This window comes from Paenibacillus sp. GCM10012306 (assembly GCF_042649265.1).
In the GTDB taxonomy this organism is placed as follows: Bacteria; Bacillota; Bacilli; order Paenibacillales; family Paenibacillaceae; genus Paenibacillus_AQ.
Genome location: NZ_JBHRYW010000008.1, coordinates 67,130 through 86,175, shown reverse-complemented (window position 1 = coordinate 86,175; position 19,046 = coordinate 67,130). Strand labels below are relative to the sequence as shown.

The following is a 19,046-nucleotide window of genomic DNA, read 5'->3' as shown; positions in this document are numbered from 1 at the left end:
ATTAGTACGAATTTTCGTACCGGGTACGAATAAAGTGCGTACTGGGCAGCGCTGTTATTTTACCCAATAATAGAATGGAAACCATCATACGAATAAAGGAGAACAACCTATCATGTCAACTCTTACTCTACAAAATCAGCGGGTCGTTATTATAGGAGGAAGTTCCGGAATTGGATTCGCTACAGCCAAACAAGCGGTGGAACAAGGCGCTTCCGTCGTTCTGGCAGGTCGGTCCTTGGACAAACTGGAACTAGCAAAGGAACGACTGGGCGCTGACTCCGTGGAAATATATACGCTGGACAATAAAGATGAGGAACAGCTCAAATCCTTTTTCGAGCAAGTGGGTCCATTCGATCATCTGTTCACGCCTGGTGCCAGCTATGTCAGAGGGCCGATCACGGCAAGCGCGGAAGTTGCCCGCAGCTGCTTCGACGCCAAATTCTGGCCACAATACAATGCTGTAAAATACGGTGCCCCTCACATGAACCCTAGTGGATCGGTGGTCCTAATGTCCGGCGCCTTTGGGCAAAGACCACTCACAGATGGAGCATCTTACGCTGCCTGCAATGGAGCCATCGAGAGTCTGGGCAAGGCACTAGCGGTAGAGCTCGCCCCAATTCGTGTCAATGTTATTTCCCCAGGAACGATCCACACAGAATTTAACTGGGAAGGTGCCGAACAGGCTGTTCGGGATGAATCCTACAACGCCTATGCCAAAATCAATCTGCTCGGCCGTATCGGCACAGCCGCAGAAGCCGCACATACTGTCGTCTATCTGCTGACGAACGGATACACCACCGGCAGCACCCTGTTCCCGGACGGCGGCTATATTTTACGCTAATCTTCTATACTCTAAAATAAAAGGTGTCCCGATTAGCCAGAAAACTAACTAATTCGGGACACCTTCTATGTATTTAATGGATTATTTCTGGGCAGTCATGGCCTGATAGCTTGTCTCACTCACGACACGACGTGCGGTAACATAACGTTCAGCATAATACGATTCCGACAATTTGCTGATTCGAACGCCCTTGCTGCTGGAAGAATGGGCGAACTCGCCATCACCGATATAAATGCCTGCATGAGAGATCCCGTTACCAAGAGTATTGAAAAATACCAAATCTCCGACACGAAGATCTTCTTTAGCGACAGCTGTACCAGCTTTGGCTTGGGACTGCGAGGTGCGTGGAAGATCTCCAGCATTGAACTTATTGAATATGTATAAAATAAATCCGGTGCAATCAAAACCCGCAACTGTTGTGCCTCCCCATACATAAGGAGTACCAATGAGTTGGTTTACTTCATTGTCGATCTTAGCATTAACGTTACTGGCAAATGCGGCTGGTGCTGCAGTGAATAGAATAGCGGCTCCAATTACAGAAACAATAAACTTCTTCAGAACGTTATTCTCCCTTCAAATGCCTACGGAGTTAGCTGAGGGTTCGGTTAAAGGTTTCCCTATATTCCCTTGCGTTCAGGAATAATTCACCCAGATGTGGTTCCCCCGTTTTCAACGATTGAAATTCGGCAACATTAATTAATATTTTGTAACTATTTGTATAGTAGTATAGATGCACACCTCCTGTCAATGCTATTTGCTAGATTCATAACTTTATTTGCTTCTACATTCTTTCTACATATTCATAGATTATACTGGCTTTTTTCAGTTGTTTTTCAGCTGATTTTCGATCATTTCTTCTCTATTAATCCCTCGGGGGTAGATCGTAATACAATTGTAACAAAAGGTAACATTCTTGTAATCACTGCAGATAACGCAGTATAGATGTCGGAATTGGGCGATGGAATATCTCTGACTCATTAATTAATAGAATTTCATTTGTTCATAATCTATCTCATCCATCTTCTTTTCGATAGCTTGGATTGGGGCTTTTTTCGTTTATTAGAGAATTTCCCCCTATAGTTAGACAACAGCTTGTCTTCATTTAGATAGAAAAAGGTTGGGCAGAAGATTATTCTGACCCAACCTTTTTTTGTGTATCCGCAGTCGACGGATATAGATTATTAGTTAGTTCAATAAATCCATTACTTTGTTTGCATATGCAATCCAATCCTTATTGTCAGTATTTATCTCTATCGTTGGCAGGATTGATAAACTAGATTGTTTACGTAGTTCTGATTGTGTTTGTATAAATTCATCGGCCGACTTTCTGATTTGTTCTCTTGATTTGCTTGTCCATTCATGAGGTGTTCGACTTTGCATTCTTTGTTCTACGTTGCCAGAAGAAACCGTTAATAATACACATGTAGCACCAAGGTGGAGCAGTTCATTTTCAAGTGATTCAATTTCATATAAGGAGTCGGAGGGGAAGGCCACTCTGTGATTCAGATGGAATCTTTCCAATATAAAAAATATACCTCTAGACGCCCGAGATGCATCTGGACCCAAATATGTTGACCACTCATTTAATTGTCGTAGCATACTAACCCGTTCTTTCAATATATGAAGATGTTCATCACGGCTTAAGCGTTTAAATTCTCCATGAACATTGTTTAATACTTGGGAATACTGTTCGCTCAAGACAATGATACTGCGCTCTGCTGATTCTTCTTGTGCTTGAAGTAACTTTAGAGCTTTTAGAACAGATGTTTTTCCTGCGTGTGAGTAACCCTCCAAAATAATTCCTCTTATGTGGCTCATTAAAGACCTCCAACTAACAATTATTTGAAAACTACTCTTTGAGTCCATCTATCCCTCCAGGATTTTTAATTATACACAATAAAGGTTATTTTTGGGTATTAATATTTTCAGAATAGTACACCCGGGTTATGAATCCTCTCTTTTCCGCGCATACTACTCTTACACATTCAATATGAATCACTGCGAGAGGAGAATGCCGTATGACGCAATTATTCCGTAATTCTCTGCCCGCCGGAGCGGGTCAGCCTGCGCCAGTGCTGCCTGTTCCTCTTTCTTTTAACCGCAACTGGATGCAGGATTTGGAGTCAAAGCTCGATAAAGGCGGTCCCTGGGGCGACTGGCGATTGTCACAGCTGGCCGTGCAGGGCGAAAAAGCGACTCTGGTCAGTAGCTTCGACGAATTGCAATGTATGAAGCATCTGTCCGGACTCTCCCCACTTCCCCACCAAATCGACACTGCACATAAGGTGCTATTCCAAATGTCGGGCCGGGCCATTCTCGCCGATGAGGTTGGACTTGGCAAGACGATCGAGGCTGGGCTGATCCTCAAAGAGTATCTCGTACGTGGACTTGTATCCAAGGTATTGATCCTCGTTCCGGCCTCCTTAGTGCTGCAATGGGTTCGGGAGTTGAACGCCAAATTCGGCATTTCTGCCATTGCCCAGAAGAAATCCTATTCCTGGGGTAACGACATAGTTGTCGCTTCCCTGGATACCGCCAAACGTGATCCGCATAAAGAAGTGCTGATGAACAACGAGTACGACATGCTGATTATTGACGAGGCCCACAAGCTCAAGAATAAGAAGTCAACCAATTACCAGTTCGTACAGCAGCTACGTAAAAAATACTGCCTCCTGCTTACCGCCACCCCCGTGCAGAACGACCTCGGCGAACTGTTCAATCTCATTACTTTGCTGAAGCCGGGCCAGCTGGGGAATCAAGGCGATTTTGCCACCAACTTTGTTGTTGATAAGCGTCAGCCTAAGAACGAAGAGCAGCTCCGCGGGGAGCTGTCCAAGCTGATGATCCGTAATCGCCGTGGAGAAGGCCCGGTCAATTTTACGAAGCGCAAGGTCCGTAATATTCCACTGACATTGTCGGAAGAAGAGAAGTCACTTTATGACGGGGTTACCGCTTTTGTCAAAGACCAGTATCAGGAGGCGGGCGGCAATCTCAGCAGTATGCTCTCTCTTGTCACCCTGCAGCGGGAGGTATGCAGCAGCCGGGATGCCGTCTTTATCACCTTGGTGAACCTGATCAAGAAACTGCCTGAGGACTCACCGAAGCGTGACCGGATGATGGAACTGCTCCAGACGCTTCGTACGGTAAAAGCCAATACTAAGGCGGAGAAGACGATGTCTCTAATCCGCGAAATGAACGAAAAGGTCATTGTGTTCACCGAATACCGGGCCACCCAGGAGTATCTTCTGCAATATTTTCGCGAAGGCGGGCTGCAATGCGTCACCTATTCCGGGGGCATGAACCGTGGCAAAAAAGACTGGATGATGGATCTGTTCCGTGGCCGCGCCCAGGTCATGATCGCTACAGAAGCCGGTGGCGAGGGCATCAACCTACAATTTTGCCACCATATGATCAACTTCGATCTGCCCTGGAATCCCATGCGGGTAGAGCAGCGGATCGGACGTGTCCACAGACTGGGACAACAAAATGATGTAGTGATCTATAACCTGTCGACCCAAGGCACCATTGAAGAGCATATTCTGCATCTACTGCATGAGAAGATTAATATGTTCGAGATGGTTATCGGCGGACTCGATGTCATTCTGGAAAAGTTCGAGAAGAAGGAATCGCTGGAAAAGAGTCTGTACAAGCTCATGCTGGAATCGCAAGACGAGCAGCAGCTGCGCAGTGGTCTTAACCAAATCGGTGAGTCGCTTACTCAATTGAACACCAGCATCAAGAAGGAAAGTGAGACAACGTCATGACCCTCTCCCCACAGCAAGTGCGCAAGCAGGTTATGGATTATCTTGAGGCCACGGATTGCTCCATTATTGAGACCTCTCCCCTGCATGTGACGGTCAAGCTCTCTCCGCGTGCAGACCAGATGCTCACAGATCGTCCCTATTATTGGGGCTTCGTAGAACGCACAGGAGTGGAACCTGAGACACTGTCATTCACGTTCGTGTTCAATCCTGAACAATATGACACTCAAGCCGAAGCCCCTGCGGCACCCCGGAGTTCGGGATTAGGAACCTCCGGAGTGATGAGGACAGGCATCAGCAGTGGAAGCGTTAAGCCTGCCGAAATAGAAGCAGCCACAGAACCTGGAGGTACCATTACCGCAGGCTCTGTAGGATCTCCCCCTCCTCCGGGCAATCCGCAGGACAGCATTTTGTCCCGCTATTTCGGCGTTATGCCCGCCTTGCCCAGGATTGGCCCTGGCCTGATCAGGCGCGAGGATGTTATTTATGGCAGCAAACGGCTGCGCCAGATCTGGGACGCTGCCCGTGAGGAAGGCAAATGCCTCTACCTGTTCGAAGACCCTGGCAATCGCCAGCGAACAACGCTGTTCTCAGCGGCCTATGAGCCATGGCTCGGAGTCTGCTACAAAGTGGAGATGTCCTGCGACTTGAAGCGTGAGGAGCTGCATTTTATGGCTATCTCTTTGGTGTCGGGTGTCATTACCTATGAATTTGCGAATAAGCTTGCACCACTCAAGCTGACCCCGCGCCTGCCGGAAAATGTCCATGTTCAGCCGCTTGAAATGTCGGTGACGGCAGGCGCGGAACAACTGGAAGCCAATCTTACCAACCGGCTTGCAGGGCTGGATTACAGCTGGGCGGAAGCGGCCCGTGAACGGCTGCGGCTGGAGCTAGACATCATCGACGTCTATTACGAAGAGTTGCTCAAGGAACCGGATGAAGAGAAGCGTAAAGAGATCGAGGAGCAATATGCCCGGCGCAGGCAGGAGACCGTGTGGCAGTATGAACCGCAAATTGCAGTTTCTGCGGTGACCTATGGACTGTTTCATCTGCGGAAGGCATAGAATGCGACCCGGCTCGCTAAAAGCAGGCAAAAAAACAACGGAATTCCCGCAGCTGCTCGCGACAGCTTGTAACACTCTTTTTACAGCTTGTCCTTTACAATATCAGTATGCTTATGGAGAAGAAAGGTGATCGGTGCTATGAAAATATTCGTTCAGCGGGAACGCCACCGCAGGCTCCCCGCTTCCCTTCTGCTGCTGTTATGCCTGGGACTGGCAGCAGCAAGCTTTGGTTTCCCGTCACAGCTCGCTGCGACCGGCAGCCGCGTAAGCGTTGTGCAATCCGTCTCGCAGGAAGTACCGCCCATCTTCCGGTTTCAGGAGGCTTCCGCCCCTGTCACTCTGGAAGACTTCGCCCAATCGAACATTATAAAGCTCTCGGAGCAAGCGCCCTTCAAGGAATGGGCCAGTGCAAAACCCCAATATTACCCACTGGGACCGGGAACGCACGGCTGGCTGGTCAATGTGATGAATGGTAAGCAGCGAATCGGTTATATGATTATCTCCGCCTCTGAGGATGGAGGTTATGTACTGAGTGAATACGGAGCCGGAACCTATGGTCTCCCGTACAGCTTAAGCGAACTGCACCGGTTATTGGTGCAGCAAGGACTTATTTCTTCTACTTATTCAGGTACACTGGAACTTACAGCGTTGTATGCCCCCCTTCTGCCAGTATGGAAGCTGAAAATCGACGGTAAGCTTGTCTTTATCGACGCCGCTGCACCACAGGTGCTGCCTTGGACCCTGAGTCAGGTGGATAACGCATTCAAGAATAGAACAGTCAGCTTAGAGGATGTAACCAGTAAAAAGGCTACCATCCCCCGCACCGCTTACCGGACCGGAGGAACAGACGATCCTTATGCGGATCTGCTATGGCTGACATCGCCCAAGCTGGTCGTTACGGATGCCGATAGTTTTACTGCTGAAATCTCTCCTGGTGTAAGCCTTGTCTTTCAGGCACCTGGACGGAATGACCTGTTCGGATCACCTTTTACGATTACAGGCTATCAGAGCTGGCTGCCAGCAGAGAAAACTGCGGACGCCAAGACGGCTCTATACGCAGCTACAGGTGCAGGAGGCAAACGTTACTTACCGTTGTCCGTATTGCTCCAGAACGGAACGCTTCAGAAATTACCCGGAAATCGTACAGCATCATTCAATTAGAATCACGATGAGAAAGCGAACATTAGGATATGTCAAAGAACCTTCCAACAGCCATCTTGGCATAGGGAAGGTTCTTTGCTGTGATATAGGCTGAGTCCAAAGCTACGCTGAATTGGCCTAAGCATCATGCCTGTTTAGGGATGATACGGTACTCTTTTCCTTTCGTGGCCAGCTCCCCCGCCAAACAGACCAACCCATAGGGATCATACCGAACCACTTCTCAGACCAAGGCTCTTTCACCATTTCTTTGTGGGAACGGATGCTGCTGCGCGGGTCCTCGATAAATACAACTATTTTCTCGGTGATATACTTCACCAGCTCATCGCCGCCTGAAGCCATATTCACCACCTCCTGCACTGTTTGTCCTTGATTTGATGGACACTCCATTATAGCTATAGTGTGCTCCGCCGCCGTGAAATCTAAACCCATGGAAGAGGGTCGTATAGGTTTGCCTGTAGCGGCACAATCTAACAGTGTAACCACTCCCAGATTTTTTTCCCATTTCAGGTAAGGAGGCGTATTTAGATGAAGTTGACCATCGGGTCGGGCTCCTCCAGGTTCCTACGCCGGATCAGTCTTTGCTGGGCAGCTGGAATGCTACTACTGACCCCAGGTTATATCGGAGCTGAACCGGTGTATTCCACGCAGGAGCAACAGGATGATGATGAACGGCACCACATGCTGGGCCATGGCCAGCGGATGATCCTGATCGATGCCGGGCACGGGGGCGTGGACGGCGGTACATCCTACGGCAAAATTCTGGAAAAGGATATCACACTGGATATCTCCCGCAAGCTGTTCCTGCTGCTCCGCAGCGATGGCTTCGATGCGATTCTGAATCGCAACGGTGACTATGCGCCCAGTGATGAGAACCGCTGGCTGCGCAGTTCCTCCCGTCATCTGCGCGATCTAGCCCAGCGTAAAGAGCTGGCCGAGACACTCCCGGCCAACGTTGTCGTCAGCATTCATATCAACTGGGCTTCTTCCCCTTCCAAGCATGGACCGTTAGTGCTGTATCGTCAGGAAGGACGCAGCTTCATCCTCGCCAAAGCGATCCAGAGCCAGCTGAACCATCTGTATGGCACGCAGACTGATCCAAGACCCGGCAAGCCCTTTTATCTGCTTAATAAAATAACCGCCACAACGGTAATTGTCGAGGCGGGCTTTATCAGCAGTCCAACGGACCGGGCGAAATTGTGTAGTCCTGCGGGCCAGCAGGAGATTGCCGAAGCTGTAGCGAATGGCATTGCCGCTTATCTTATGGAAGTGTAGGCCGAGGAGTCCACTTCCATTCTTCTTTTACAAGATCGGAAATTCCAATGAAGTCGACCGTGTTCTTCATGTCTTCAATGCCGCTGCGAATCCCCGCTGCGGTATTTTTGCCTTGTACACCGACGTGCCCGATAGTTACACAGTAACGCAGATTAAGGGCCCGTTCCTGTACAAGACGCATCTGCTTACGCACATGGTTGACATTATGAACATCGTCCAGGAAAATGTGGTTCTCAACACGGGGCAAGCCGAGCTCTTGTGCCACCTCTCCCACCACAGAACGGTAATTAGTCTTGCTGTCCACGAAGAATAGTCCACGCTCCTTGCAGACAGCCAGCACAATGCCCATGATTCGGGGATCTCCCGTCACTTTCGAACCCATATGATTGTTGATGCCGATCGCATAAGGAACATTATCCAGTGCCGCTTCGACCTTCTGACGCACTTCTGCGTCGCTCATCTTTGCCAGCACTGCACCTGGACCGAGCCACTCCGGTCTCCCACTTTTTGGCTCCATCGGCAGATGAACCAGTACATCATCTCCCCGTTCATGGGCACGCTTCGCGTCCTTCTGGGAGGTCGGCAGGAACGGCATCACCGCTACGGTGAGCTTAATCGGCAGGGAAAAGATCTCATCCGTGCCCTTCATTCCGTTGCCGAAATCATCAATAATAATGGCTACCCGGCTGCGGGTCTGACGAGAATGCTTGCCCTCTTTGCCCGCTGGCACGGTACTGCCCGGCCCGTTCAATGAAGCCTTCGGTTGTCCATCGGCAGCAGCAACGACACCTACCGTCTGAACGTCCTTACCATAAGCCCCTTCAGCTGCTGTAGCAGCATAGTTCCCGGATATCGCCAGGCACCCGGCGGACAGCAGCACGGCAATGTTTCTTCCCCCGGTCATGAGCCGATGACGCCATTGGTACTTTCTCATGCCCTCATCTCCTTCTCACTTTGGATTGTGTTCTCATTGTTTGAATTTTGGAGGGCAATTATGTAGAAGTGACTCTACGCAATAATTAACATTCGCCTTGGAAGGATCACGATCGAGCCACATCTGGTTATTTGCGAGAATTAACGTTGTGTTGTTTAATGCGCTATATAATACAATTGAATCCGTTTGATTTTTACCTTAATATTGAAAATAAACTAAAATTAATCTCTCAGAAAGGAATGATTACAATCCTCGGATACCTCTTTATTTTTATAGCTAATTTCATATTCGCCTATTTTATTTATGATGATGCAAGCATGGTTAAGCCTTTATTCCATTCTATTATTATCGTACTCATAAGTTTTATTATGGATCTCGTAAGCAAACACAAGAAAGAAAAGCTCAATAAGCCACTATAGAAATGAGCCTTCAATAAAATGATTTTCCCACATAAGGCCCATAATAATGATACAGTTTCAAGCATATTGATCCCTTGCATTGGAGATTCTAATCCCATGGACATAAGTATCGTTGCCGACATCACCAAAAGCCCACTCAGACGGTCGTTGTATCACTTCACCAGAGCCTCTAATCTGCAAGCCATCGCCCATTTCGATGCCCTGTATTCACCATCTGTTATTGCTCCTCATCTGTCTAAAGGCATTCGTCGCAGCTTGAAACATTCCACCTTGTTCAATGAGCAATCAGTCGTTCTGAACGCTCATTTGCGCATTACCGACGACGCAATGGACCCCAGCACTACACCGGAGCAATTTAGAACCTGTCTCGACCGTCATGTATTCCTCTGGCCTACCAAGCGCGATTGCCTAACAATGCTCGGGATGTACTCCCGCCGGGAGCCTGACGAATCTTTCGCCGTTCTCCAACTGGATGCCGCTGCACTGCTGACTGATCATTTTGACGTAATTGCGCTGTCCAAATACGATTCCGGGAGCTCTCCGCGGTATCCGCACCGAATGTCCTACCGGAAATCCTGCGAAATGTTTCTGCCACTTCACCGCTTCAAGCAATCTACAGCGACTTTTGTCCCGAGCAAGCCCTCAGAGATCAAAGAAATTCTGGTTGCAGGTCCATTGACTCCGCTCAGCAAATACCTGCAAACCATTTATTGCACAGCAGAGTCACTAGTTCCACTCAGGTGGAACGCCTTGGCGAAACCGTTAGCCACACTCCATGAAGACGGTAAATGATCTGATTTCTATATAATTAACTACACTACATCGCTCAATCCGTCACACTCACCAGCACCGCTCTTGCGACCTGAACGTCATCATCGGACAACCATATTCTAACCGTAGGATCAGTACCTTTTTGTTTCAGCAAGGAAGCCAGATCCCCTGTAGAACCTTCTTCATATCTGGAAATGAGCTGATTTTTCTCCGAACTTATATGTCTGATGAAGACTTTCGTTGCAGCATTCAAGGAGATGTCGTTATACAATTCACTCGCCGCTTTTTCCGTATCTGCGGTTGACAATGTGGTCATATACTTAGGATTCTGATAAACCGTGATTGTCCTTTGCTCCGCCGCATTCAGATCACCGAACAGATCAGCTGTACTCTCATCCAGTCCCGCCATAATTCCTTTATTCTCATCTATATATTCAAACTTCTGATGCCCAAACGGCAGGAGATTACGATCCACAGTTCCAATTACGGCTATACCGCTAATCCCTGTTACAAGGAAAAAGACTACGAGGGCATTCATAATCTGCTCTCTCGAAGTCGTCCTCCGCTCCAAACTCTTATACACAGCAATGCCAAGCATCCCGCCGATCAGGTTCAACAGAACATCATCGATATCGCTGCTGCCGAGTGCCAATATATACTGAATGATCTCAAACGATACGGTGGTCGTCAGTATGATGCCAAATTTGTACCGACTAGAGCGCATTACACCCATATGAGATACAAAAACCCCCAAGGGAATAAACAGCGCAATATTGCCCAGAATATTCTCCAACAATCGTTTGAGCCCCACTGAATCATCACTGAAGTAAGATATAATTGTGTAAAAGGGCATGAGATTCACACTTCGCAATAAACCAGGGTAGCTGAAAATAGCTGTTATAGGAATCGTCTTGAATAAGATAAGGTTGACGGCTATCACAGCATACCCGGCAAATAGCAGATAGAATACCACCTTCACTGTGCTGTTTCTCCTTTCGATATGTTCCATTTGCACATTCCTCCCCAATCATATATGCACCTTTTTTCACAACACCTTCGCTCTTTCTTATCATAACGGGCTTTCTATCATTTGTAAAATATTCCAAAATACACAAAAGCGGCGAGTCTCCTCTGAACAAGAAGACTCGCCGCTTACTAGAATTGCAGCCATTACCCATGGTCACATATTAAATTTTAAATGCCGCTTCCGTATCCTTGAGATTGCTCAAGAGTACCTTCACCTGGTCAGACATTTCCTTCATCTCATTGACCTGGTTCATCTGGCTCTTGACACTTTCGGAAGATTCATAGGTCTTCTCAGACGACTGCCGGGCGATCTCGGTCATCTGTACGATCGAGGCTGTCGCTTCTTCCGTTCCTGCAGAAATTTCCTGAGAGGCAGCGGATACCTCCTGAATGCGGTTGAATACGGCCTCTATTTTACCCCGAATGTTCTTGAGAATAACTCCGGCTTCCTCCGTCAATTGCATCCCGCCAGTAACCTCATCGTTAACTGCCTCCATGGAGTTCAGGGCAGCTTCAGACTCTGCCTGCACCGTATGGACAAGCCCGGAGATCTCCTCAGCCGATTGGCCGGTTTGCTCCGAGAGCTTGCGGATTTCTCCTGCCACTACCGCAAATCCACGGCCGGACTCACCGGCTCTCGCTGCCTCAATGGCTGCGTTCAATGACAGCAGATTGGTTTGGGAGGAGATCTGCCGGATAATCTGGAGGATCTCGTCAATTCTCTTTGTTTTATCGGTCAAGCTATGCAGCACTTCGTTCAACTCATTCACAGTCGATTTGATCCGACCCATCTGATGAATTGTCTCTTCGAGCGAAGTATCGCCTTGATGAGCCAGCGACGTTGCTTCTTCGCTGATATCAGCAACACTCTGGGATGAATCTGCAATGCGCTGAATGCCACCAGCCGCTTCCTCCATGGCATCGGCATTATCTTGTGACAGCTGCAATTGCAGATTGCTGCCGTCATACAACTCTTGAATACTGGCTGCAATCTCCTGCGCAGCCGCTTCCGTCGTCTCTGCATTTACCACCAGCCGGTCCACCGCCCTACTTACCTGTCCGGTTCCGAACCGTACGCTGCCGATCAAATGCGTCAAACTCTCAGTCATTTGGCCAAAAGTCTGGTACAGAAGGCCGATCTCATCCTTACCCCGCTGCGCTGGAATTTCGATCCGCAGATTGCCGCGGGAAATCTCCGTCGCCAGCTCCATAATCCTACGGATTGGCCTCGAGATTTTCCGGTGAATAATTATATACTGGATCGATCCGAATATCACCAGCAGGATTAGGCCAATGATCGAAGCATTGAACAATAGCTTGTCCGTTGATTGCAGTGACCGTGTTAAGGAAAATACGACATCCACCACATAGGCGTCTTGATTATTAATATGTATTGGGGCGATATATTCGAGCTGTTCATTCTTATACAAGCTCTGATCCTGATTATGACTTACAGTTTGTAGCACTTCTGGCGTGATATCCTGCCCCACTAGCGAAGTATCCTTGGCGGCAATGACCTTACCGCCTTCCACCGCCTCATAGATTTTCATCGATACAATATCCGGCTGCATTCGCACCTGCTGCTCCAGATAGTTCTGCAGACTATCTTCGCTGGCCTGAATGACTGTACCGAAGGTCTGTACAATACTCTGCGCCCGTTCCTTATTTTCATCAATAACCAGATTTCGGTTCTGTACATGCACAACAGTAATTATGATTATAACCATCAGTGTGAACATGATCAGCAGCATGAGGTTTAGTTTACGGGGCAGATTCCAGAACGGAAGCTTGATCTGGGTTGTCCCCTCAATCATTGGTTGGTTTATCTGTGTATTGTCCATCACTGCTCTCTCCCTTCCGTAGTGCGGGTCAGGGGATAACGATTTTGACTTCGGTCCCTTGTCCGGGCGCGGAAGTGATCGTAACTCCGTAATTCTGCCCGTAGTATAGCTTGAGACGTTCATCCACGTTGTGAATGCCGATTCCGCCCAGCTTGGATCTTACCTGTGGTACCGGCTCTTGTCCGGAAGCCTCAGCGGCGGCTTCAAGAATGGCAGGATCAAAGCCTGCTCCGTCATCCTTAATGATAAACTGTATGCTGCCATTGACTGTTCTGCCACAGCTGATCGCAAGAGATCCCGGTCCATTCTTCTCTCGTATGCCATGGTAAATCGCATTTTCAACCATCGGCTGCAAAATGATCTTGGGAATGATCAGATCCGACAAAGCGTGATCATAGCCCAACTCGTATGACAATTTGTCGCCATACCGTTCCTTCTGGATGATCAAATACTTGGAGACATGCGCCATCTCTTTTTCAATCGTCGTGAACTCTTCACCACCACTCAGTGACAGCTGGAAGAATTCGGCGAGCGCCTTGGTCGTTGATATGACTCGCTCGGTATCCTGAAACTCGGCCATCCATACAATCGTATCCAGCGTATTATATAGAAAGTGCGGATTAATCTGACTGTGCAGCACACTAAGCTCATGCAGACGCAGCGCTCTCTCTTTGGTTTCAATATCCTTCAGCAGCTGACGGATCTCCAGCACCATAGAGTTGAAATGCCGGGCAAGGCCCTGCACCTCTGTAACGCCAGTCTCAGGCACACTGATGGCTAGCAGTCCGCTCTCCACCTGCTGCATCGCCTGCTCCAGCCGATGAATCGGCCGAGTCATACTCTTCGCAATCCAAGGCGACGTTATCAAGATAAGCAGCAGCAGTGCTGCGCCGACCATAATAAACGATTTCATTAACTGCATGCGGATCTGCTGCAATCCGTCCAAAGAACTTACGCCTACCAGCGTCCAGTCTGTCCCCTTCAGATGGGTCTGGTAGACTAGACGGTTCTCCTTCAGATCATACCCCTGAGCCTGCTGACTCATAGCAATTAATTGCTTTTGCTTGGCACTATCCATAAAGTACGAAACGTCCTTATGATAGACCATTTCATGCTTGCTGTTGATGATAAAAGCATACCCTTTACTACCCAGCTCCAAGCCGTTGAGATAGTCCTCAAGTCCCTTGTATTTGATATCCAGCAGCACTACGCCGAGATTCTGCCCATGCTCATCTTTGACCTCCTGACTCAAGGAAATCACCCAGTTATCCTTGTCCATGGAGAACTTCTGCATCCTTGCAGAGGTAAGCGCAGGAATGTTACTATGTATGGCAGCTACGTACCATGGCTCTTCCATCATATCCGACGAACGCCTCATATTCAATTTTTGTTCATTAGATAGTACATAACCATCCTTACCGATCACGATCACAGACTGAATAAACGGATCCGAAATCAGTACATTCTGGATGAACTGAAGGACATCCCGCTCATCAGTCTTATTCTTATTTGCCAGCGTCCGGAGGGTCTCGGGATTGCGGGCGAGCATCGTGGACAGCACGTTGAGACGGTCAATATACATCTCCACATACGTGCCGCCCTTGGCAATAGCCATCTGGCTGGATTCCACGGACTGGTTCATCACCACTCTGGATATGCCGACATAAAGAACACTGCCAGTGATCCCGACCGTCAGAATGCTTATTAATATGTAAATCCACAGAATACGAAATTGTAGTGAGCGAAAGAAGGGTTTCATTACTCTTTGATCCTTTCACGGTATTGCAGGGGTGACATGCCAAATTTCTTCTTGAAAGAAGAACTGAAATAATTCGGGTTGTCGAACCCTGCTTCTGCGGAAATTTCGTACACCTTTTTATCTGAAGCCAGCAGCTGCAGCTTGGCCCGTTCCAGTCGCAGCGATACGATGTAGTCCTGAAAAGATACCTTGAACAGCTTTTTGAACAATGTGCTCATATACCCCGAACTAAAGCCCATCTGCTCCGCTAATGCGGTTAACGAGAACTCCGGATTAGCAAGATTGCTCTCAATCACCTGGGCTACATGCTGTTTTTCACCTTCCGGTTCACTGACCGGTACGGTCCCGTTCGTCCGTAGCTGCATATCCTTGAGAAGGGTCAGCAGTTCAGTCTGCTGACCCTCATTTTTTAGCTTATTCACCAACTTGCTCAAGACCTCAAACACATCTTTTCTGGAGACCGGCTTCAGCACATAATCATCAATCCCGATCTTCAATGCGGTTACGGCATAGTCATAATAATCATAACCGGTAATCACGGCAATCTTGACATCCGGCTTCAACACCTTGATCCTTGTCGCAAAATCCAGTCCGTTCATACGTGGCATGTTGATATCCAGCAACACCAGATCCGGGAGCTGCTCCTCAAAAATACGCAAGCCTTCGTCACCACTCGCAGCTTCATAGATTTCCACAATATGCAGTTCATCAAAGGGGACGAAACGCTTGATACCGTTTCTTACCAGATCCTCGTCTTCAACAAGCAACAGCTTATACATAACCTTTAGACTCCTTCATTCTTATTTGGCGACAACAATCAGGTCTCCATACCCTTCCTTGTCCATGTCTGCCAGCGGAACGAAACGGATGGAAGCACTATTGATACAATAGCGTTTGCCGCCCTTGTCTGCCGGACCATCATCGAAGACATGACCTAGATGAATATCGCCCGCCCGGCTCCGCACCTCTGTACGGGTCATCCCAAAGCTGTGATCCTCGTCGTAGGTTACGACATCCGGAATAATTGGCTTGGTGAAGCTCGGCCAGCCGCAACCTGCATCGTATTTATCAGCGCTGGCGAACAGCGGCTCACCTGTTGTAACATCCACATAGATGCCCGGCTCAAACTGATCCCAATATTCATTGGAGTACGCATGCTCAGTATCAGCAAGCACGGCTACTTGATACTGGATCTTGGTTAGTTTCTTTTTCAGTTCCTCATTGCTTGGTTTAGGATATTTAGATGCATCAATGTGGATATTCACATCCTGCACGACGCTCAGATCAATGTGGCAGTACCCGTTCGGATTCTTCTCCAGATAGTCCTGATGATACTCTTCTGCCATATAGAAATTGCTGAGTGGCAGCGCTTCGGTCACGATGGTCTTGTCATATTTCTGCTGTTCCTTCTTGATAGCATCCTTAATCACAGCCAGGTCCGCTGCATTGCTCGAATAAATACCAGTCCGATATTGAATTCCCTGATCATTGCCTTGCTTATTGACACTTGTCGGGTCGATGACCTTGAAGAACGCCGCGATAAGCTGTTCGAGAGTCACTCGTTTCGGATCATAGCTGACCTTGACCGTCTCAGCGAACCCCCTGTCCCCGCGGACAACATCTTCATAAGAAGGATTCTCTCCGGTACCGTTGGCATAGCCGGATACAGCATCGCTAACCCCGTATACCCGGGCCATGTAAGCTTCTATGCCCCAGAAGCAGCCGCCGGCAAAATAAATATCGCGCAGTTCACTACCTGAGTAATCCACATCCTTGTTCGGATTCGGCAGAGAAGCGGTTGTGACCTGGCCCCCGCCTGCGGAAGCGATCCCTCCATCACCGATTAAATTATACGGCGTGCAAGCACTTAGTACCAGCAATAGCAGCAGTGAACCTATCAGTCCTAGTCGTTTCATAATTTCCTCCCGTATCCTTCTGTTTTAATGTATGGATTGAAAAGTCTCGGCAATGACTTCGTTCGTGTTATGTCCTGGTGCACTTTTGACCAGAATGCCATCCGAGCCGATATAATAGGAAGAAGGATATCCTCTCACACCAAATTTGCGAGTCCACGTTCCCCCGTCATCCATCAGCACCTGAATATGGTCGTACCCTCTTTTGGAGAACCAGTTTGCAAAATCAGCAGCCGATTGTTCCCCATTGTATCCAGGACTGACAATCGTCAATACCTTATAGTCATGCTGTTCGCTCGACAGCTGGTCCAATTCATCCAGTCCCGCCAAGCAAATAGGGCACCAGGACGCCCAGAATTTCACGTATACCTTCTGCCCTTTGAAATCAGCCAAGGACACTTCATTTCCCTGCAAATCTTTGAGCTTGAACGCCGGCGCCAGCTGCCCCTTGTTCACTGCCCCTCCGGCTACCGATGCTGAAGTGACACCCTCTCTACCATAAATACCAATCGCGCCGATTACCAATAGGGCAGCTATTGCGACCCAGACCCATGTTTTCATCTTTCCCATGACGCTTTCCTCCTTCTACACTTGAAAATAGCTTGTAATCATGTTCAGCTTATTACTGACCAGCAGCAGTCCCATCACAATTAATACGATGCCTGAGATGGCTTTCAGTACACGCATATGCTTGTAGATCCGGCGCACCTTCGTTAACAGCAGGCTGGAGAATACGGCCATTACCAGAAACGGTAACGCCAAGCCCAGAGTATAGACCAACATATACATCCCTCCCGTGCCCGCCGAGCCGCCGCTTGCCGAAAGGCCCAGCACAGCCGCAAGCACAGGACCGATGCAAGGGGTCCAGCCGAAGCTGAATGTGAACCCGAGCAGAAAGGCACCGCCAAAGCCTTTTTTATGCTGCAAATCAGCGTCAATGCGCTTTTCTTTTTCCAAGAAAGAGAGCCTGATCAAGCCCGTCTGGTAAATTCCGAACAGAATCACCACGATTCCGCAGACTGTAATGAAATACGAGCTCCCCAGGACTCCGCCAAGCGCACCTGCCCCGAAACCAAGCATTACGAAGACTGCCGATAGCCCAAGAATAAACATCAGTGTTCTACCTATTAGCAATGGTGAGACTGTCATCTTCCCCAGCTTCCAGGACCTTTCTTGACCACTGCCCTGCTCTGAACTGCCGAGGTAGGCGAGATACACAGGCAGTAAAGGCAAAATGCAAGGGGAAAAGAACGACAGTACACCCGCAGTAAACACACTTCCAAAATAAATCGATTCCGTCACCACTTTTGCCCCCCTAACTGCGTCTCCATTTCAATCATACTTCTAGTGTAGGTTAATCTATCCAGAGATAACATCCAAGTTGATCAGCATTTTCTATAAAATAATCATGTGTTGCAGTCAGTATAGCCAACCTAACATGCAAGAAGACCACTCACCCAATGAAGGATGAATGGTCTTCTGCTGTATTTGCTTATGATGGGGCGATTAGCTAAGTCTCTTGTCCAGCGATCCCGACTTAAGAACCCTGTGCAGGCGCAGGGTGTGCCTCGATATAGGCCAGCGCGTTATAGACCAGCTCCGCCGCTTCGGCGCGGGTGATCTTCTCCTGCGGTTTGAAGTTGTTGTCCTGATCCAGCTTGGCAATCCCAAGCACAAGTGCTCGCTGAACAGACCCGTCAAATTCAGTGCTAAGCTGGCCCTGATCGCCAAACTCCAGCGGTTTGATTTTGAACAGCGGCAGATTGTTACTCTCCTGCATGGCCAGAATCAAATGATGAGTGAACTCTTCCTTGGTCCATGCTGCTCCGGGGTCCAGATCTCTGGACAAGTCAATGTTGTTATTGGCAGCAATGATTAGAGTCTTGGCATACCACGCAGCATCATTGGCCTTAGGGAAATAATCGGTCGCATGTGGTTCTTTGATAAATCGCAACAGATCAATATTCAAATCAAAGGCGTTAACTAGTAGCTGAATTCCCTGAGCCGCAGTCAATGTCCCTTTAGGATCAAAGCGATCACTACTGACACCATGAATGTAGCCCTTCTGCTGCAAAGAGATAATCTTATCCTTGGCCGGTATATTCGCAAGATCGGTAAAAGCCACCCCAGCGGCAAAGCTTTGTCCAGTAATCGCGAGGGTAAGGATAGCTGTTGCCCCCAGCATTGCAAATTTTTTGTTCATCATTGTTGTCTCCTCGCCAGTAATTGGAATGTTACATCCCCATAGACGAGTGTTAGCACATAATGTTGCAGCTGTTTGAAC

Annotated in this window: 18 protein-coding genes and 1 riboswitch; of the genes, 6 read left to right on the top strand and 12 right to left on the bottom strand. The window is 48.4% G+C overall.

Going from position 1 to position 19,046, the window contains the following annotated elements; translation table 11 throughout:
- The first annotated feature begins 112 nt into the window (after positions 1 to 112).
- The gene (locus ACFORK_RS18000) at positions 113 to 841 is read left to right on the top strand and encodes an SDR family oxidoreductase (RefSeq protein WP_379201419.1); all 729 of its coding nucleotides are present in this window, start codon (positions 113 to 115) and stop codon (positions 839 to 841) included.
- Between the two features lie 81 nt (positions 842 to 922).
- On the opposite strand, the gene ACFORK_RS17995 is transcribed toward ACFORK_RS18000, so the two are convergent.
- Both ACFORK_RS17995 and ACFORK_RS17990 read right to left on the bottom strand, forming a co-directional pair.
- Positions 923 to 1,399 carry a C40 family peptidase gene (locus ACFORK_RS17995; RefSeq protein ID WP_379201881.1) on the bottom strand — a complete coding sequence of 159 codons (477 nt, stop codon included), beginning with the start codon at positions 1,397 to 1,399 and terminating at the stop codon, positions 923 to 925.
- A 4-nt stretch (positions 1,400 to 1,403) separates the two neighbouring features.
- Positions 1,404 to 1,540: riboswitch (cyclic di-AMP (ydaO/yuaA leader) on the bottom strand.
- 486 nt (positions 1,541 to 2,026) lie between these two features.
- On the bottom strand, positions 2,027 to 2,659 hold the full coding sequence (locus ACFORK_RS17990; protein WP_379201417.1) for a hypothetical protein: 633 nt from the start codon (positions 2,657 to 2,659) through the stop codon (positions 2,027 to 2,029).
- Positions 2,660 to 2,859: 200 nt separating this feature from the next.
- Here ACFORK_RS17990 and ACFORK_RS17985 point away from each other — a divergent pair, with 200 nt between their 5' ends.
- From ACFORK_RS17985 to ACFORK_RS17975, 3 genes are all read left to right on the top strand, one after another.
- Positions 2,860 to 4,605, top strand: coding sequence for a DEAD/DEAH box helicase (locus ACFORK_RS17985; RefSeq protein WP_379201415.1), 1,746 nt, complete (start codon positions 2,860 to 2,862; stop codon positions 4,603 to 4,605).
- Complete coding sequence (locus ACFORK_RS17980; protein WP_379201413.1) at positions 4,602 to 5,666, top strand: YqhG family protein; 1,065 nt, start codon at positions 4,602 to 4,604, stop codon at positions 5,664 to 5,666. Before ACFORK_RS17985 ends, ACFORK_RS17980 begins: the two co-directional genes overlap by 4 nt.
- A gap of 138 nt (positions 5,667 to 5,804) precedes the next feature.
- The gene (locus tag ACFORK_RS17975) at positions 5,805 to 6,827 is read left to right on the top strand and encodes a hypothetical protein (protein WP_379201411.1); all 1,023 of its coding nucleotides are present in this window, start codon (positions 5,805 to 5,807) and stop codon (positions 6,825 to 6,827) included.
- 117 nt (positions 6,828 to 6,944) lie between these two features.
- Here ACFORK_RS17975 and ACFORK_RS17970 read toward each other — a convergent pair whose 3' ends face one another.
- On the bottom strand, positions 6,945 to 7,166 hold the full coding sequence (locus ACFORK_RS17970) for a YqzE family protein (protein ID WP_379201409.1): 222 nt from the start codon (positions 7,164 to 7,166) through the stop codon (positions 6,945 to 6,947).
- Positions 7,167 to 7,352: 186 nt separating this feature from the next.
- On the opposite strand from ACFORK_RS17970, the gene ACFORK_RS17965 reads away from it, so the two are divergent.
- Positions 7,353 to 8,099 carry an N-acetylmuramoyl-L-alanine amidase family protein gene (locus ACFORK_RS17965; protein WP_379201407.1) on the top strand — a complete coding sequence of 249 codons (747 nt, stop codon included), beginning with the start codon at positions 7,353 to 7,355 and terminating at the stop codon, positions 8,097 to 8,099.
- Here ACFORK_RS17965 and ACFORK_RS17960 read toward each other — a convergent pair.
- Complete coding sequence (locus ACFORK_RS17960) at positions 8,086 to 9,033, bottom strand: divergent polysaccharide deacetylase family protein (RefSeq protein WP_379201405.1); 948 nt, start codon at positions 9,031 to 9,033, stop codon at positions 8,086 to 8,088. The genes ACFORK_RS17965 and ACFORK_RS17960 overlap by 14 nt on opposite strands.
- 515 nt (positions 9,034 to 9,548) lie before the next feature.
- On the opposite strand from ACFORK_RS17960, the gene ACFORK_RS17955 reads away from it, so the two are divergent.
- Positions 9,549 to 10,244, top strand: a complete 696-nt coding sequence (locus ACFORK_RS17955; RefSeq protein ID WP_379201403.1) for a DUF7002 family protein — start codon at positions 9,549 to 9,551, stop codon at positions 10,242 to 10,244.
- A gap of 34 nt (positions 10,245 to 10,278) precedes the next feature.
- Here the strand turns inward: ACFORK_RS17955 and ACFORK_RS17950 are convergent, their stop codons facing one another.
- From ACFORK_RS17950 to ACFORK_RS17915, 8 genes are all read right to left on the bottom strand, one after another.
- Entirely contained in the window at positions 10,279 to 11,232 is a 954-nt protein-coding gene (locus ACFORK_RS17950; protein ID WP_379201401.1) for a VanZ family protein, read from the bottom strand.
- 178 nt (positions 11,233 to 11,410) lie between these two features.
- Positions 11,411 to 13,090 carry a methyl-accepting chemotaxis protein gene (locus tag ACFORK_RS17945; RefSeq protein ID WP_379201399.1) on the bottom strand — a complete coding sequence of 560 codons (1,680 nt, stop codon included), beginning with the start codon at positions 13,088 to 13,090 and terminating at the stop codon, positions 11,411 to 11,413.
- 28 nt (positions 13,091 to 13,118) lie between these two features.
- A complete protein-coding gene (locus tag ACFORK_RS17940) occupies positions 13,119 to 14,849 on the bottom strand; it encodes a cache domain-containing sensor histidine kinase (protein ID WP_379201397.1) in 1,731 nt (576 codons plus the stop codon).
- The gene (locus tag ACFORK_RS17935) at positions 14,849 to 15,628 is read right to left on the bottom strand and encodes a response regulator transcription factor (protein ID WP_379201394.1); all 780 of its coding nucleotides are present in this window, start codon (positions 15,626 to 15,628) and stop codon (positions 14,849 to 14,851) included. Before ACFORK_RS17935 ends, ACFORK_RS17940 begins: the two co-directional genes overlap by 1 nt.
- Positions 15,629 to 15,649: 21 nt before the next feature.
- Positions 15,650 to 16,765 carry a peptide-methionine (R)-S-oxide reductase MsrB gene (gene msrB / locus ACFORK_RS17930; protein ID WP_379201392.1) on the bottom strand — a complete coding sequence of 372 codons (1,116 nt, stop codon included), beginning with the start codon at positions 16,763 to 16,765 and terminating at the stop codon, positions 15,650 to 15,652.
- Positions 16,766 to 16,789: 24 nt separating this feature from the next.
- Positions 16,790 to 17,332: a TlpA family protein disulfide reductase gene (locus ACFORK_RS17925; protein WP_379201390.1), complete on the bottom strand. Its 543-nt coding sequence runs from the start codon at positions 17,330 to 17,332 to the stop codon at positions 16,790 to 16,792.
- A 15-nt stretch (positions 17,333 to 17,347) separates the two neighbouring features.
- Positions 17,348 to 18,064 carry a cytochrome c biogenesis CcdA family protein gene (locus ACFORK_RS17920; protein WP_379201388.1) on the bottom strand — a complete coding sequence of 239 codons (717 nt, stop codon included), beginning with the start codon at positions 18,062 to 18,064 and terminating at the stop codon, positions 17,348 to 17,350.
- 235 nt (positions 18,065 to 18,299) lie between these two features.
- Positions 18,300 to 18,965: an S-layer homology domain-containing protein gene (locus tag ACFORK_RS17915; protein ID WP_379201386.1), complete on the bottom strand. Its 666-nt coding sequence runs from the start codon at positions 18,963 to 18,965 to the stop codon at positions 18,300 to 18,302.
- Positions 18,966 to 19,046: the final 81 nt, after the last annotated feature.